Consider the following 15,191-nt stretch of genomic DNA (forward strand, 5'->3'; position numbering starts at 1 on the left):
TGTGGACCGAGCACCGCGTGCCGCGATGGCACCGCGCGCCGGGCAGAATCAGAGAGCTTAGTGTCCTTCCAGCGTGGCGAACAGCTCGGACATTTCGCCTTTAGTCAAATCCCGCCATTTGCCTATCCGCAGATCGCCAAGATGAATATTCATAATGCGGACACGGCGCAGCTTCACAACCTGAAATCCGAAGGCCGTGCACATCCGCCGGATCTGGCGATTCTTCCCTTCCGTCAGAATAATGCGGAATACACGGTCTCCTTCCTTCGTTATCTTGCAGGGGAGCGTCATGCTGCCAAGGATGCGAACGCCCTCGCTCATTCCTTTTAGAAACGGCTGTGTAATCGGACGGTTGACCGTCACTACGTATTCCTTCTCATGCCGGCCTTCCGCCCGCAGAATGCGATTCACAATATCGCCGTCATTCGTAAGCAGAATGAGCCCTTCGGAATCCTTGTCCAGTCGGCCGATCGGGAAGATCCGTTCCTCATGTCCGATATAATCGACAATATTGCCGCGAATATGCGACTCTGTCGTACTTGTTATCCCCACCGGCTTATTCAGCGCGATATAGACATGCTCCTTCTGCTCGCCAACCCGTTTTCCGTTGATGCGGACATCATCGCCAAGCTCAGCCTGACTGCCCAGCTCAGCGAGCTTGCCATTAATAGTGACCCGCCCGCCTTCTACGAGCTTATCGGCCTCACGCCGGGAACAATAGCCCGTCTCACTGATGAATTTATTAATTCGCAATTGACCTCTTCACCCCATGCTTGCGCAGCACTGCCTAGCGCGCGTTCTCGTGTACAACATTATACCTTATTCCCCTATAAGAAGAAACGGCTGCACACAGGCGCTGATCTCTTCTGCCTATATAAATGGAATGAAAGAAAGCACAACAGAGCGGAGCAGGGGAACGTTTCTGGACAAGCGTCAGCGCTCGCCTTTGTTCCCGGAATGATCGTAAGAACGTTCCCCAGCGCAGCGCCTGTTTGTTCCTTTCTTCGCAATTCTATTCCTGACCTTGCCAAGACCCTCTGGCTACAACCAGCAGATCCATATGTCTGCCTGTCCGCAGCAGCGTCTTGACGATGGCCCCCTTCCGCCATTCATGCCAGCGTGTACGTCTGGACTGCCCTATAATCATTTGTGTCGCTCCCAGTTCAGCCGCATGCTCCACCATGACTTCCGGGACACGTCTTCCGCCGCTTGCTGTATGCACTATAAAAGTGCCGCCTAGCCGTTCTGTCAATTGCCGAATGGACGCCAGCCGGGATTCCAGCTCCCCCTGTCGCTTCGCTGCTTCATGCAGGACATGGGTCACGTACCAGGTCGCCTTCAGCCTGTAAGCAATTCGAAATCCTCTTCGGACAATCCGCTCCGCCTGCAAGGAGCTGTCCACAGCTGCGTAGACAACCTCCTTGCGGCGCCACGGCCCCCTCAGCGAGCTCGCTTGCTCCCATGATTCCAACCGTTCATCCACATCGTCCGCAAGCTCACGCAGCGCCAGTTCACGCAGTCCAATCAGATTGCCGATTTGAAAAAAATGGCTCAGCGCCTGATCCACCTTTTCCCGCGCATAAATCTTGCCCTCCCGCATGCGCTGCTGCAGCGACTGCGGCGTAATATCGATAAGCTGCACCTCGTCAGCCAGCTTCATGATCGTATCAGGCACAGTCTCACGCACACGCACGCCTGTCATCTGCTCTACGGCATCATTCAAGCTTTCCAGATGCTGCACATTAACGGTCGAAATAACGGAGATGCCAGCCGCCAACAGCTCCAGCACATCCTCATATCGCTTGCGGTGCTTGCTCCCCGGCACATTCGTATGCGCAAGCTCATCGACCAGTACGACATCAGGGCGGCATTGAACAATCGCTTCCGTATCCATCTCTGTCAGCTGAGTACCGCGATAGCTCACGATCTTGCGGGGAATGGCCCGCAGTCCCTCTGCCTGAGCACCCGTTTCTTCCCGGCCATGCGTCTCCAGCAGTCCAACAACAACATGAATCCCTTTACTGGCCAAGTCATGGCCTTCACGAAGCATCGTATATGTCTTCCCGACACCGGGCGCTGCCCCTATATACACCTTGAAACGCCCTTGATTAATGGATTGGATTTGGCGCTCCATTTCTTGTGGACTCAGACGCCGAAAGGGCTCCTCGTCATTGGAGCTGGCTGTCCTGGCAGGAACAATCCACTCTTCTCCATGGGCAGCCCGATCCGCAAGGACGAAGATATCGATATTGCGCGTCTTCTTCAGCATGTCATGGACGATCGAGCCTCGCCACAGCTCCTGCCATCTTGTCTGTCTGGAATGCCCCAGCACAATGCGCGATACGTTGTTCTTGCGCGCATAGCACACCAGCGCATCGGATATGGAGCCCTTGACTCCAAGTGGCAGCTCTTCGAATTGTCCGCCGAACTTGTCCACGAGCCTGCAGATGGAGCGCTTGAAGGCAGCTGCTTCCTTGCTCAGCTCCTTATGAGGCCGAAGGAACGTAACGACCAGCAGCTCACCGTTCAATCGCTTGGCGATTTGCTGGCCTCTGCGCACATAGTAGGAGCCGTTCCAATGATATTGACTGGATACGAGAATACGTTCCGCCACCCCAGAAGGGCCGCTCATACCTGCCTGCTCGCGATATTTCTCCAGCGAATCATTCACACCATTCGCGACCAGACGCAGGGCAAGCTCCCGCAGAACAGCGAGATTGCCTCGCCCGAAGCGCTCGCCCTCCTTGACGAAGCCCGCAGCAGCCCGGCTAAGAAGCGTCTCAGGCGTCACATCGATAAGCACGACCTCTTGAGCCAGCTCCAGCGTATCGGCAGGAACCGTCTCCTCTGTCTCGATCGGGGTCAGTCTTCTGGCAAGCTCATTCATGCCGTCCAGCTCATAGACGTTCACCGTGGTCAAGACGCTGATCCCATGCTCAAGCAGGCATCGGATATCTTCCAGCCTTGTGGCGAAGCCCGCTCCCGGGCGATTGCGATGCGCCAGGCTATCGACAAGAACAACCTCCGGATTGCGCGCTATGAGCGCATCGAGATCCAAATCCTTCTGCTCTGAGCCATCTTCAGCGGTCCAGTGAATGCTGGGCACCCGCTCCAGACTGCCAAGCTGTTTCAAGCTTTCGGGACGCTGCATGGTAGAGACGGCACAGATGACGACATCTACACCCCTATCGAGAAGCGTCTGTCCATCGCGCAGCATATGATAGGTTTTGCCCGATCCGCTTACCGCGCCGATGAATACCTTCAGTCGGCCGCGCTGAAGCTCATTAATCGAGGCTATAATATCCTGCGGCGTCTTCCGCCCGAAGCCATCCATCGTCCAACCCCCTAAGCTTGGCTTCACACTACGGATTCAATCGCTTCTGCAGCGCCAGATTCAGCTTCAGCACATTTACCCGCGGCTCGCCGAACAGCCCCCAATCCCGGCCCTCGGTATAGTCATCCGCCAGCTTCCCAAGCTCTGCCTGCGACAATCCAGTAAGCTTGCTTATCCTTGGAATTTGCGCCTTCGCTGATGCAGGCGTAATATGCGGGTCCAAGCCCGAACCCGAATTCGTGATCAGATCAATCGGCAGCCGATTAGCCGGCACATCCGGATTATTCTTCTTCCATTCCTCAATAGAGACTTGGGTTCTCAGCAGCATATCCGTATTGGAAGGAGCATAGTTGTTCGAGCCGGAGGCCTCCGCCTTGTAATCAATGCTCGACACACGCCCATGAAAATACTTCGGGTCAGTGAACTTCTGGCCAATCAGCTCCGAGCCTACCGTAATGCCCCTATCATCCTTGAGAAGACTGCCACTCGCCTGAGTCGGCATCAGCAGCTGCGCCGCCCCTGTACATACAAGCGGATATATGACGCCGCACAGAACGATAAAGACGACGCTCAGGCGAAGAATGATACTCATAGACAACCGGGCCGAGCCCGTTTCACCAGACGCTGAATGATTCATCTCTATCCCGCTCCCCTCTTATACCCATAAATGTACGACAAGGTCGATTAATTTAATGCCGATGAAAGGCACGATCATACCGCCAACGCCATAGATGAGAATATTCCGCTGCAGCAGCTTGTTCGAGCTCATCGGCTTATAAGCTACACCTCGCATTGCCAATGGAATGAGCAGTGGAATGATAATGGCATTGAATATGAGGGCAGACAAAATAGCAGAGTATGGCGAGCCCAGTCCCATGACATTCAATGCTCCCATCTCTGGAATAGCGAGCATGAACATTGCCGGTATAATTGCAAAATATTTAGCCACGTCATTCGCGATGCTGAAGGTTGTCAGCGCCCCGCGCGTCATCAGCAGCTGCTTGCCGATAGCTACAACCTCAATAATCTTCGACGGATCGGAATCCAGATCCACCATATTCGCCGCTTCCTTGGCTGAGGTTGTGCCGCTGTTCATCGCCAGACCAACATCGGCCTGAGCCAGCGCTGGCGCATCATTCGTACCGTCTCCTGTCATCGCGACCAGCTTGCCTTCAGCCTGCTCCCGCCGAATGACAGCTATTTTATCCTCCGGCTTGCTCTCCGCGATGAAATCATCAACCCCCGCTTCACGGGCAATCGTAGCAGCCGTCAGCGGATTATCGCCCGTACACATAATCGTCCTGATTCCCATTCGGCGCAGCTGTTCAAATCGCTCCTTCATGCCCGGCTTAACGGTATCCTTCAAATAAATCAAACCATATATGCGGTCATCAACCGCAACAGCAAGCGGTGTTCCGCCCTCTGTCGCTATGAAATCGCTCTTCTCGCCAAGATCCATCGGAATTGCGCCGCCCTGAGCCTCAACCCATTTCCTCACCGCATCGACCGCACCCTTGCGCACCCGACCTCCATCGCTCAGATCCATGCCGCTCATACGCGTTTCCGCCTTGAATGCGATGAATACGCCGCCCTCGGCCAGTGTTTCATGGAAGGGAATTCCTTGCGTCTTCATCAGCTCCAGGACAGAGCGTCCCTCTGGCGTCTCATCCCGCATCGAGCTGACGGCCGCCCACTCGCCGAGAGCGTCCAGCTCCACATCCCCGACAGGAATGAACTGGCTCGCCATTCGATTGCCGAACGTAATCGTCCCTGTTTTGTCCAGAATCATCGTATTAATGTCGCCTGCCGCCTCTACGGCCTTGCCGGACATGGCCAGCACATTGAACTGCGTTACACGGTCCATACCGGCAATCCCGATGGCTGAGAGCAAGCCGCCGATTGTCGTCGGAATGAGACAGACCAGCAGCGCGATCAGCACAGGTATCTCCAATTCAATATCCAGATAGCTGGCGATTGGACCAAGCGTGACAACGACGATGAGGAAGATAAGCGTCAGACTAATCAGCAGCGTATTGAGCGCGATCTCATTGGGCGTCTTCTGGCGCTTTGCGCCTTCCACCATACTGATCATACGGTCAATGAACGATTCGCCGGGATCACTCGTAATTCGAACCTCGATGTAGTCACTAACGACACGGGTTCCGCCTGTTACCGAGCTGAAATCTCCGCCGGACTCCTTAATGACAGGAGCCGATTCACCCGTAATCGCAGATTCATCCACGGACGCCAATCCGCCGATCACCTCGCCATCGCCAGGAATTACCTCACCCTGTGCCACTGCAACAATATCACCCTTCCTAAGCTCTGTTGAAGGCACAACCTTGATCACGCCGTTCATCAGCTTGCTGGCCATCACCGCTTTCTTCGACTGCTTGAGCGAGTCCGCCTGCGCCTTGCCCCGACCTTCCGCCAAAGCTTCTGCGAAATTTGCGAACAGCACCGTAAGGAATAGAATAAGAAATACCGTTAGATTAAAGCCGATCCTGTCCTCCGTGCCAAAATATCCGGGGAACAAGGTCATGAGAAGCACAATAACCGTTCCAAGCTCAACGACGAACATGACCGGATTGCGTATCATGACGAGCGGGCTCAGTTTGATGAAGCTTTCCTTGATTGCATGCCAGACCCTATCGCCAGCTGCGGCAGACATTCTATTCGCACTCATCTCCAAGACTCCCTTCACTATCGGATCGTTAAATGCTCAGCAATCGGTCCAAGCGCGACAGTCGGCAGAAAGGTAAGTGCGCCGATAATAAGCACCGTGCCCACCAGAATACCGACAAACAAGCCATTATCGGTGCGGAATGTTCCGATCGTCTCCGGCACTCGTCCCTTGCGCATGAGCGATGCCCCTACTTCCAGCAGCACAACCATGGAAACATAGCGGCCCAGCAGCATAACCAAGCCGGTGGATACATTCCAGAACGCCGTATTATCGCTCAGGCCCTCGAAGCCTGATCCATTATTGGCTGCCGATGACGTAAACTCATACAGCACCTGCGTGATCCCATGGAAGGACGGGTTCGTAATCGCATCCGTTCCTGCACTTGTTGCCAGAGCAATCGCTGTCGGAACAAGAATCATTAAGGGATGCGTCAGTATCGCGATCGCGATAAGCTTCATCTCGCGCGCCTCAATCTTCCTGCCTAGAAATTCCGGCGTGCGCCCCACCATCAAGCCAGCGAGGAACACCGCCAGTATCGCATACATCATCATGTTCATTAAGCCGACGCCCTTGCCGCCGAACACATTATTCAGCATCATCAGCGCAAGCGGCGTAATACTGCCAAGCGGTGTTCCCGTATCATGCATATTGTTGACCGATCCCGTTGTGGCCGCTGTCGTTACCGTAGTGAACAACGATGATTGCGGGATGCCGAACCTGACCTCCTTGCCCTCCATATTGCCTTGCGAGGAATCCATGTCCAACCGGTTCATTGCAGGATTCCCCTGTGATTCCGCGGCATAATTCAAGGCCAGGAACGAGAGGAACAGCATCATCATTGCCGCGAAAATAACCCAGCCCTGCTTGCGATTCTTGGCGAACAAGCCGAACGTATATGGAAGTGCTGCCCCGATACACCACATCGACAATATTTCGATCGCATTGGTCAGCCCATTCGGATTCTCGAACGGATGCGCCGAGTTGACGCCGAAGAAGCCGCCTCCATTCGTCCCCAGATGCTTAATCGATTCCAATGAAGCAACAGGTCCGATCGCAATCCTCTGCTGCACCCCTTCCAATGTCGTAAGGCTCAATGTCGGCTCCAGCGTCTGCGGCACCTGCAGTGCTACAAGCACCATTGCCACGATAAAAGCCAGCGGCAGAAAAACCCGAATCTGGGCCTTCACAAAATCCTCGAAGAAATTGCCGATCGTCGTCCCTCTACTCGTAATCGCCCGAATAAAAGCGATCGCCACACACAAGCCGGTAGCAGCAGAAGTGAACATCATCATCATAATGACGATCATCTGCGACAAATAAGACAAGCCCGTCTCCCCGCTGTAATGCTGCAGATTCGTATTCGTCATGAAGCTGATTGCCGTATTGAACGACAGCGTCTCTTCCATGCTGCCGATTCCGTTCGGATTCAATGGCAGGTACTGCTGTATCCTTAGAATCAGATAGCCGAAGGCAACCAGCACCAGATTCGTAATAATAAAGCTTAGCGCGTAGACCTTCCAGGTCATTCCTTTGCGTTCACGCAGGCCAGTAAGCCAGTAAATCGGCCGCTCCGCGAAGGAGAACCATTTGTCCGTACGATTTCCTTCATTAGAGAACACATGGTAGAGATACGTTCCAAGCGGTTTAACCAGAACAAGCAAAATCAATATAATGACGACCATTTGCAGGATGCCCATGATCTCCATTCCCTCCCCATCATGCTGAATTGACAGCTATTCCATTCATTCGTTAGAATTTCTCCGGATTTAGTAAGGCATAGACCAAATAACCGAATACGAAGAGCGTGAATAGATAAACGATCATCATCCTCGCTCACTCCCTTCGATTATTCGTCCGAACCGATCCGGCAGAATAGCTATCAACGCATATAGAGCCAGCAATATGAAAATGATAAAGATGTCCGTCATGCCTAAACCTCCCCTTAACGCTTGTCACTACTGCTGCAATCAGCAGCCGTAGTATCAATCAAGAACGAAATGTCCTCGTTATGCGTATGAATGACGAAGGTTGCTCCGAGTCTCTTGTAGACAAGGCGCGGATTGAGTGTACGCGTAATGACATAGATCGGCTTGGTCGTCCATGAACGGCACATATCAATATAACGGCAGCACAGATTCAGACTGCTTTCGAACAGAATGACTTTGCCGATCTCATAATTCGGCACCATCCAGGTCTCTTCTTTGGCTGATTTGACCATGACGAAATTTCTAACGCCGATGGATTCCAGCCTTCTCATCTCTTCCTTGTTGTTGATGATTGCAGCGCAGGGCTGCTTCTTCATGACGAGCTGACGAATAAAGTCCTCTCCTGTTTTGTTTGGCGCTGATACCAGAATACAGGCTTGCTCTCGATGATTCATTTACATTCTCCTCCTAAGTTTTAGAAGAGGAGGCAACAAAAAAGAAGCCTTCGGGAAGAGGGAACTCTCCACGCGGCTTCTTAAAAGACACAGCAAAAAACAGCCGCGTCTTACGCAGGAAATCGTTGCCTCTCTCAAATACGCTTACGAGGTTAGCTGTCGGATTCGGGCGTGAGAGTCGCCCTACCCATGTGCTTGCAACAAAGGCCGCACATTAGGATTCACCCCATAAAGCACGATGACAGATTGCCAATGGTTACGATTGCGGCAATGCTGCACGGCTTTGTTGGTTCCCCCGTTCCTTTTCCATTCAAGGACTCAGCGATAATTGACTTGACTAGACATGCTTTGCGATCAACCTTTCAACAAACATTGATGAATCATGATTCGTATCATACGCCTGCCCTTCATACAAGTAAAGAATAGCCGCAAGCCAATTCGGCCTGCGGCTGGCGTTTAACAGCACGAAAGGATGGGATTACGCTATATTCCTCTATGTATCTCTTATTACCTGCGTATTTTAAAGTTCCAATGAAAATAGTTAGCTTTTTCCAGAAAACATTCTAAAAACATGCGATAATAAGAGATGATACCGTTTACATCGGCCAAATTGTACATAATAATCACCATTTCGCAAGAAATTGACCGTTGCACGATCCGGCTGTCGTGCTCGTCTGCCAGAAGAGCCATTCGCATCAAATGATCGTCGAACTGGATGCCTCATCATTCTCTTCAGGCAGCATAGGCAATGAAATCGTGACCTTCGTGCCAATGTTCACTTTACTTACGATATCCATCGTGCCATAGTGGCTCTGAATAATACGCTGGCTGACCATAATCCCAAGCCCCGTACCCGTTTCCTTGCCTGTGAAGAAAGGATCGCCCAGCTTGGGGATCATCTCCTCTGGAATGCCTATGCCTTCATCTGTAATGGAGACCATAACGCAACCCGTTCGTCCCCGTTTAATCTCTACTTTAATGTCCCCCCCTTGCGGCATCGCTTCGATAGCGTTTTTGATTACATTGATGAATACCTGCTTCAGCTGATTCTCCTCGCATGAAATTCGGCATGACTCGGTACTGAAGTTCGTTTCAAAAATAATATCGCATAGATGGGCCTGACTATCGAGAAACGAGATGACATCTCCTAGTATGAATCGGACATCCTTCTCTTCGAATCGCGTAGCCTGCGGCTTGGCCAGAATGAGAAACTCGCCCACAATCAGATTGATGCGATCAAGCTCTGAGAGCATGATGTCCACATGACGGGAATTGAATTTACTCGTCTCCAATTGCAGCTGGAGAAAGCCTCTCAACGTTGTTAGCGGATTGCGGATTTCATGCGCGACGCCTGCTGCAAGCTGGCCGACTGTCGTCAGTTTCTCCGAACGGCGCAGCAGCTCCTCCATCTTATTGCGGCTTGTCATATCGCGGGTAATGCTGGCAATCGCCCGAATAGCGCCGTTCTTGTCCCGAATCGGCGAGGTCGTGACACTGACCGAAATCCACTCTCCGCTCTTCGTCACTCTTACTGTTTCCCTTGCGGGAAGCAGCCTGCCGGAATTCAGCCATTCCACCGTTTGCATCTCCTCCGCCATGAGATGCTCCGGCACGAGCGAGAGCATATTGCCTAACGCTTCATCAGAGCTGTACTCGAACAGCTGCTCGAATGCGCGGTTAACCTGGGTAATCCGGCCGTCCAGATCGACGACATGAATCGCATCCGTCGTCTGATTAATGAAGGATTCCAAATACTCCTTCATGCTTCGATTCTCCTCGAAGGCCAGCTTGAGCTTGTTCATGTATACACCCAAATTTTTGGACATCGCATTCACTCGCTGCGCCAGCTGACCAAGCTCATCCTTGCGGTTTACTTCAATGGAATTGTCGAATCTGCCGAAGGAGACTTCATTCACCTTCCATAGTATGGAGCGTATTGGCCGAATTAGAATATCCGACAACCAATAGATGCATAACACGACAATAATGAGCAGAATGACAGAAATGATAATCAGATTGTTGCGCTGCTCCTCAATAACCGACATCATCGGCTCCTTGTCGAGCACGATCGCAACGACCATTCCCGAAGGCTCCTTAACAGGGATGAAGCTCTTCACAACCTCACGACCATGAACAGTCGTCTGTCTGAATATGATCTCTCCCGCTGCTGCCGCCGTTACACTTTCCAGATCAAGATTCGCCTCGCGATACGTGTAGGTCCCGAATGAAATCGGACGTCCTTCCATCTCAGCAGCAGTCTTGGCATTCGGCATGTTCTCGATCGGCTCATTGCCGAATAACACAGAATTAAATCCTGTGATCTCCAGAATGACCGGATTATTCGCAATCATCTGGGATACATACGACGTTGGACCCGTAATCTGACCGTAGCTCGATGTCTTGTAATCTCTCACAAAACAGCTGATCATATACGATCTCTGCCCATCATCATAGAATCCCCACTTATCCACATAGCTGGATTCATCTCCAGTCCACTCAACAGGACTTGTCCAGAATTGAATCATATGGCCGTTCACTTGCTTTCGCTTCTTAATCGTCTGCTTCGTGAGTTCACTGCGCTTGTTCCACATAGGCGCCATAGCTTCCAATTCACGATAGTCCGAAGATCGGGCAACCTTGTACTCCCCATCCTCGCGTACAAGCAGTGAAATATCCGTTACTCCGACCCTTATCGCCAGCTGCTGCAGCTGTTCATTCGTAATTTGGTCCAGCTGGAGGTCCAGATTATCAGCAGCAGCGATGGAAGCCGTCATCAGCTTCTCCTCCAGCACTGTTTCGAGCAGCCTGTATCCCTTGGCATACTGGGTCACCGAATTTGAAATCTGCTTGCTCATATGCAGCATATTCGCTTCGGTGTCAGCTTGAAGGTTGACCCGCGTCGAATATTCGTTCAGAATCACATTAAGAACGAGAAGTACTAACACAATCAACGAAATCATTAAGGACAGTTTCGTCTTGACCGACAACTTACGACACACCCTTTTGGTCTAGATGTTACTAACGATATGATCTTATCATATCGAACTAGAAATGGAAGTAATTGATATATGTTATCCGCGGTTGTCCACAAAAACCTCAATAATCAACAAGACGAAATAATAAAATGTGTATAACTCTGTGCACAACCGCCTAGTTATCCACATTATTATACACATGGTGTTAACAAGGAATGTTTGTTCGGTGGATAATTCGAGCAAAAGCGACAGTCGGCGCCTGTCGAATACTCCTTGAACGAACCGAACTTGAGCTATGGAGGAGTCTCACTTATGAAATTCGTGCGGGAAGAAGATCAGCAATGGATGCATGCGGCAATGGAAGAAGCGTTAAAAGCCCAGCAAATCGGCGAGGTTCCAATCGGAGCCGTCATCGTTAAGGATGGCGAAATTATCGGAAGAGGTCATAATTTGCGGGAAACGACTCATGACCCGACTGCCCACGCAGAGATGATTGCCATTCGTGAAGCGAGCATCAAGCTTGGGGCATGGCGATTGCTGGACTGCACTTTATATGTAACGCTGGAGCCCTGTCCAATGTGTGCGGGAGCAATTGTTCAAAGTCGACTTCGTAAAGTTGTCTATGGGACAATCGATTCCAAAGCTGGATGTGCAGGTACATTAATGAACTTATTGCAGGAGCCTCGCTTCAACCATGAGACCGAGCTTGTGAGCGGCGTGCTTCAAGAAGAATGTGCTTCTCTTCTTACACAGTTTTTCAGAAGGATAAGAAAAGGCAAGCAACGAACGGAATCCAACGGATAAGACCTGGGAATTCCTAACGATTCAGCTCATTCTTCTGAAGATGCTGCAATGTCACAATAAGCTGATCCGCCGCTTCACTAATAGCCAGCACCTCAGGATCCGTCAAGCTTCCGCGCGCTTCAGCTGCTGCTAAGAGCTGTAAGCGAAGCGCCTGTAATTCATCTAGCAACTTCATTTTATCGTTCATGACGCCTCGGGGATCGCTCCTATCGCATCGAAGGTTACAATCGGTAACACAACTATTATACGCCTATCTTACAAAGTATTTTGTAAAAACGTGTCGATAAATAAGCGGAATTTCCGTAGAAATTTTCGACATTTTACAACACTAATAAATAAATATAGGTCTATGTGCTCTATTCCGGCCTATTTTCTTAACCATTTCCCAATAGGAGGAAAGAATGAACAAACTGATTCTTATACGACACGGTGAAGCGGAGCATCTTCTCCATGGCATGGTCGGAGGCTGGACGGATACGCAATTAACTGCCCTGGGCCGGGAGCAAGCTAGACGTACGGGTGAAAAACTGCTTCATCAATTAAGCAATACACCCGTTTATCTGCTCGGCAGCGATCTGTCCAGAGCATGTGAAACGGCCGAGATTATCGGGGCCATTCTTAATACGAAGCCTGTCATTGTTGAAGATCTGCGGGAATTAAACAATGGCGCGGCAGCCACATTGTCCAAGGAGGAGGCCGAGAAGCTGGCGCTTCCGATGACCGAGCCCATAATAGACTGGATTCCTTATCCCAATGCTGAGAGCTGGAGGATGATGCATACACGTCTTTCGAATTTTATGGACAAAATAGCGCTGGATAACAATGAAGTTGTTATCATCGTGAGCCATAGCAACGCCATTATCGCTCTTATTCATTGGTGGTTATCGTTTCCCCCAGAGATGTTTAACCGCTCGTTCGATATTCAGCCTTGCAGCATAACTCATCTGAGGATAAATGAATGGCAGGAGAAAACAATCGCCAAATTGAACGATACCGCTCATCTTGATTGAAACAATCCGCAACTATTCACATGGAAGCAATCCGTTATCATGATTCACAGGGTGTCAAGCTGTGGATTAGTTGATAACAATGTGCATATCCTGTGGATAACTATGGCGGGCTTATCTGTGATCCCATGCATTTTCAGCGATTAAAGCCCTTTTCGCATCAAATAATTCCTTTTGGTTCCAGTGGCAGTTTGTGATATAATACTAATTGCTGTGGCCCCGTAGCTCAGCGGATAGAGCACACGTTTCCTAAACGTGGTGTCGGATGTTCGATTCATCTCGGGGCCGCCACAAATTCTTTTCTCCTGCGCGAATAAGCGACAATAATAACGCATCCTGACGTCATACCTTTGTGGTATGGCGTTTTTTCGTATTAGTCACCGCCAGGTGTTTCAATAGGGAGTACGCTTGGGCGCGACCCCGAACTGAGAATTCCCTATAGTGCCGAAAGATTTCGGCATTGGCTTTTTTAAATGATTAAGAACACCATAATTAGCGCATAGTACAAAAGTAAAAACCAACCATTTTTCATTAATGAGAAGGTGTAGATATGACTAACACTGATGTGCAGCCCCAGCCGAGCTCAAGCGATAATCAGGTCAAGCCTTCACTAGAGCATACACTGAGCGAGTTTCAGGACTGTATCGATCTTATCCACAGGTCATATCCGGAGCTTCATATTGATCTGCTCTTTTTCGGCCATCAAGTGGACCATGACAGACTGTATCAAGATATTATGAATCCTCTCTTATCAGGGGAGACTGAGGCCATCCCGACAATATTGAAGCAATCCCGATTCATTCGTGTAAGGGATTCCAAAGAATTGATTATCGGAATCTTATCAGGAAAAGCAGCTATTTTCTTCCTTCAGGATGCCTTTCTTGTCGATGTGTTCGGGGTTAATTCACGCGCGATTTCGCAATCAGAGACAGAGACAGTCATTACAGGCCCGCATGATGCCTTTACAGAACAAGCTGGCACCAATCTTTCTTTAATCCGTCAACGTATCAAGAGCTCGCACTTGAAAGTGATCAAGCTGTCCGTGGGGGAGATCACCAAGACAGACGTTTACGTGCTGTACATCAAGGATATCGCCAATATGGATTATGTGAATAAAGCTATTGAGCGGATAAAATTCATTGAAGTGGATGCTCTATTCGATACGAATATGCTGCTTCAATATATTGACGATGCCCCTTATTCCGTTTTTCCGCAGTTTCTTACTTCAGAGCGCCCGGATGCAATCGGGTCGAAATTAATTGCCGGCAGAATTGTGGGCATTGTAGATGGCAGTCCGTCGGCATTCAGCGCACCCACTTCATTTTTCGAATATTTCTCATCCTCTGATGATTATTATCAGCGTTGGATGCTTGGCAGCGCCAGCCGATTATTACGATTTATTGCGCTTATCATTACACTGTCCTTCACTGCCCTGTATGTATCCATAACTACCTACCATTACGAGATGATTCCCGAGAACCTGCTCCTCACCCTGACAGAATCCCGAAGCAGAGTCCCTTTCCCTCCTCTGTATGAGGCGTTATTCATGGAGACGACGATTGAACTGCTCCGAGAAGCCGGTGCAAGATTGCCGACCAAAATCGGTCAGACAATCGGTATCGTAGGCGGTATCGTTATTGGCCAGGCTGCGGTTCAGGCCGGATTAACGAGCAATATTCTCATCATTACAGTAGCGGCCTCTGCCATTGCATCCTTCGTAACCCCTGCCTATGTCATGAGCGCTTCCATTCGCCTCCTTCGGTTTGGATTGATTCTGCTCGCAGGAATTTGGGGGAACTTCGGATTGGCTGCCGGTGTTACTGCCATTGTTATTCATATGAGCGGGCTGACAAGTCTTGGTTCATCATACCTGACCCCCGTTGCACCATTAAAGCTAAAGGATTGGAAGGATGTCTTTATTGTCGCGCCCTTCAAGTTCCTTACTGAGCGGCCCTCTCAGAGCAGGTCACCGAATAAGGTTAAAAACAAAATGAAGAAATAAGGA

General features: G+C 50.4%; 12 protein-coding genes, 1 tRNA gene and 1 riboswitch. Of the genes, 4 read left to right on the plus strand and 9 right to left on the minus strand.

Annotated features, from left to right (window positions below):
* Nucleotides 1-57 precede the first annotated feature (57 nt).
* The 8 genes from rluF to L6H65_RS23715 form a co-directional block, all read right to left on the minus strand.
* Nucleotides 58-753 carry a 23S rRNA pseudouridine(2604) synthase RluF gene (rluF, locus tag L6H65_RS23685; RefSeq protein ID WP_236346006.1) on the minus strand — a complete coding sequence of 232 codons (696 nt, stop codon included), beginning with the start codon at nucleotides 751-753 and terminating at the stop codon, nucleotides 58-60.
* A gap of 259 nt (nucleotides 754-1,012) precedes the next feature.
* Nucleotides 1,013-3,334, minus strand: coding sequence for a universal stress protein (locus tag L6H65_RS23690; RefSeq protein ID WP_236346010.1), 2,322 nt, complete (start codon nucleotides 3,332-3,334; stop codon nucleotides 1,013-1,015).
* A 28-nt stretch (nucleotides 3,335-3,362) separates the two neighbouring features.
* Complete coding sequence (kdpC, locus tag L6H65_RS23695) at nucleotides 3,363-3,971, minus strand: potassium-transporting ATPase subunit KdpC (protein ID WP_236346013.1); 609 nt, start codon at nucleotides 3,969-3,971, stop codon at nucleotides 3,363-3,365.
* Between the two features lie 18 nt (nucleotides 3,972-3,989).
* Nucleotides 3,990-6,020 (minus strand): potassium-transporting ATPase subunit KdpB, encoded by a 2,031-nt coding sequence (gene kdpB / locus L6H65_RS23700; RefSeq protein WP_236346041.1) that lies wholly within the window; start codon nucleotides 6,018-6,020, stop codon nucleotides 3,990-3,992.
* Between the two features lie 17 nt (nucleotides 6,021-6,037).
* A complete protein-coding gene (gene kdpA, locus L6H65_RS23705) occupies nucleotides 6,038-7,717 on the minus strand; it encodes a potassium-transporting ATPase subunit KdpA (RefSeq protein WP_236346056.1) in 1,680 nt (559 codons plus the stop codon).
* A 52-nt stretch (nucleotides 7,718-7,769) separates the two neighbouring features.
* Nucleotides 7,770-7,847: a K(+)-transporting ATPase subunit F gene (kdpF, locus tag L6H65_RS26865; protein WP_371877760.1), complete on the minus strand. Its 78-nt coding sequence runs from the start codon at nucleotides 7,845-7,847 to the stop codon at nucleotides 7,770-7,772.
* A 115-nt stretch (nucleotides 7,848-7,962) separates the two neighbouring features.
* Nucleotides 7,963-8,400 (minus strand): hypothetical protein, encoded by a 438-nt coding sequence (locus tag L6H65_RS23710; protein ID WP_236346059.1) that lies wholly within the window; start codon nucleotides 8,398-8,400, stop codon nucleotides 7,963-7,965.
* Between the two features lie 126 nt (nucleotides 8,401-8,526).
* Nucleotides 8,527-8,734: riboswitch (cyclic di-AMP (ydaO/yuaA leader) on the minus strand.
* Nucleotides 8,735-9,095: 361 nt separating this feature from the next.
* Entirely contained in the window at nucleotides 9,096-11,387 is a 2,292-nt protein-coding gene (locus tag L6H65_RS23715) for a sensor histidine kinase (RefSeq protein WP_236346090.1), read from the minus strand.
* Between the two features lie 300 nt (nucleotides 11,388-11,687).
* Between L6H65_RS23715 and tadA the strand changes: the two genes are divergently transcribed.
* Nucleotides 11,688-12,179 (plus strand): tRNA adenosine(34) deaminase TadA, encoded by a 492-nt coding sequence (tadA, locus tag L6H65_RS23720; protein WP_236346093.1) that lies wholly within the window; start codon nucleotides 11,688-11,690, stop codon nucleotides 12,177-12,179.
* Nucleotides 12,180-12,192: 13 nt separating this feature from the next.
* Here tadA and L6H65_RS23725 read toward each other — a convergent pair whose 3' ends face one another.
* Nucleotides 12,193-12,354 carry a Spo0E family sporulation regulatory protein-aspartic acid phosphatase gene (locus L6H65_RS23725; protein ID WP_236346152.1) on the minus strand — a complete coding sequence of 54 codons (162 nt, stop codon included), beginning with the start codon at nucleotides 12,352-12,354 and terminating at the stop codon, nucleotides 12,193-12,195.
* Nucleotides 12,355-12,580: 226 nt separating this feature from the next.
* On the opposite strand from L6H65_RS23725, the gene L6H65_RS23730 reads away from it, so the two are divergent.
* From L6H65_RS23730 to L6H65_RS23740, 3 genes are all read left to right on the plus strand, one after another.
* On the plus strand, nucleotides 12,581-13,189 hold the full coding sequence (locus tag L6H65_RS23730; RefSeq protein ID WP_236346155.1) for a histidine phosphatase family protein: 609 nt from the start codon (nucleotides 12,581-12,583) through the stop codon (nucleotides 13,187-13,189).
* Between the two features lie 212 nt (nucleotides 13,190-13,401).
* Nucleotides 13,402-13,477 (plus strand) — tRNA-Arg (locus tag L6H65_RS23735).
* A gap of 259 nt (nucleotides 13,478-13,736) precedes the next feature.
* Nucleotides 13,737-15,188, plus strand: a complete 1,452-nt coding sequence (locus L6H65_RS23740) for a spore germination protein (protein ID WP_236346158.1) — start codon at nucleotides 13,737-13,739, stop codon at nucleotides 15,186-15,188.
* Nucleotides 15,189-15,191 lie beyond the last annotated feature (3 nt).

Source organism: Paenibacillus plantiphilus, assembly GCF_927798095.1.
Classification (GTDB): Bacteria; Bacillota; Bacilli; order Paenibacillales; family Paenibacillaceae; genus Paenibacillus_Z; species Paenibacillus_Z plantiphilus.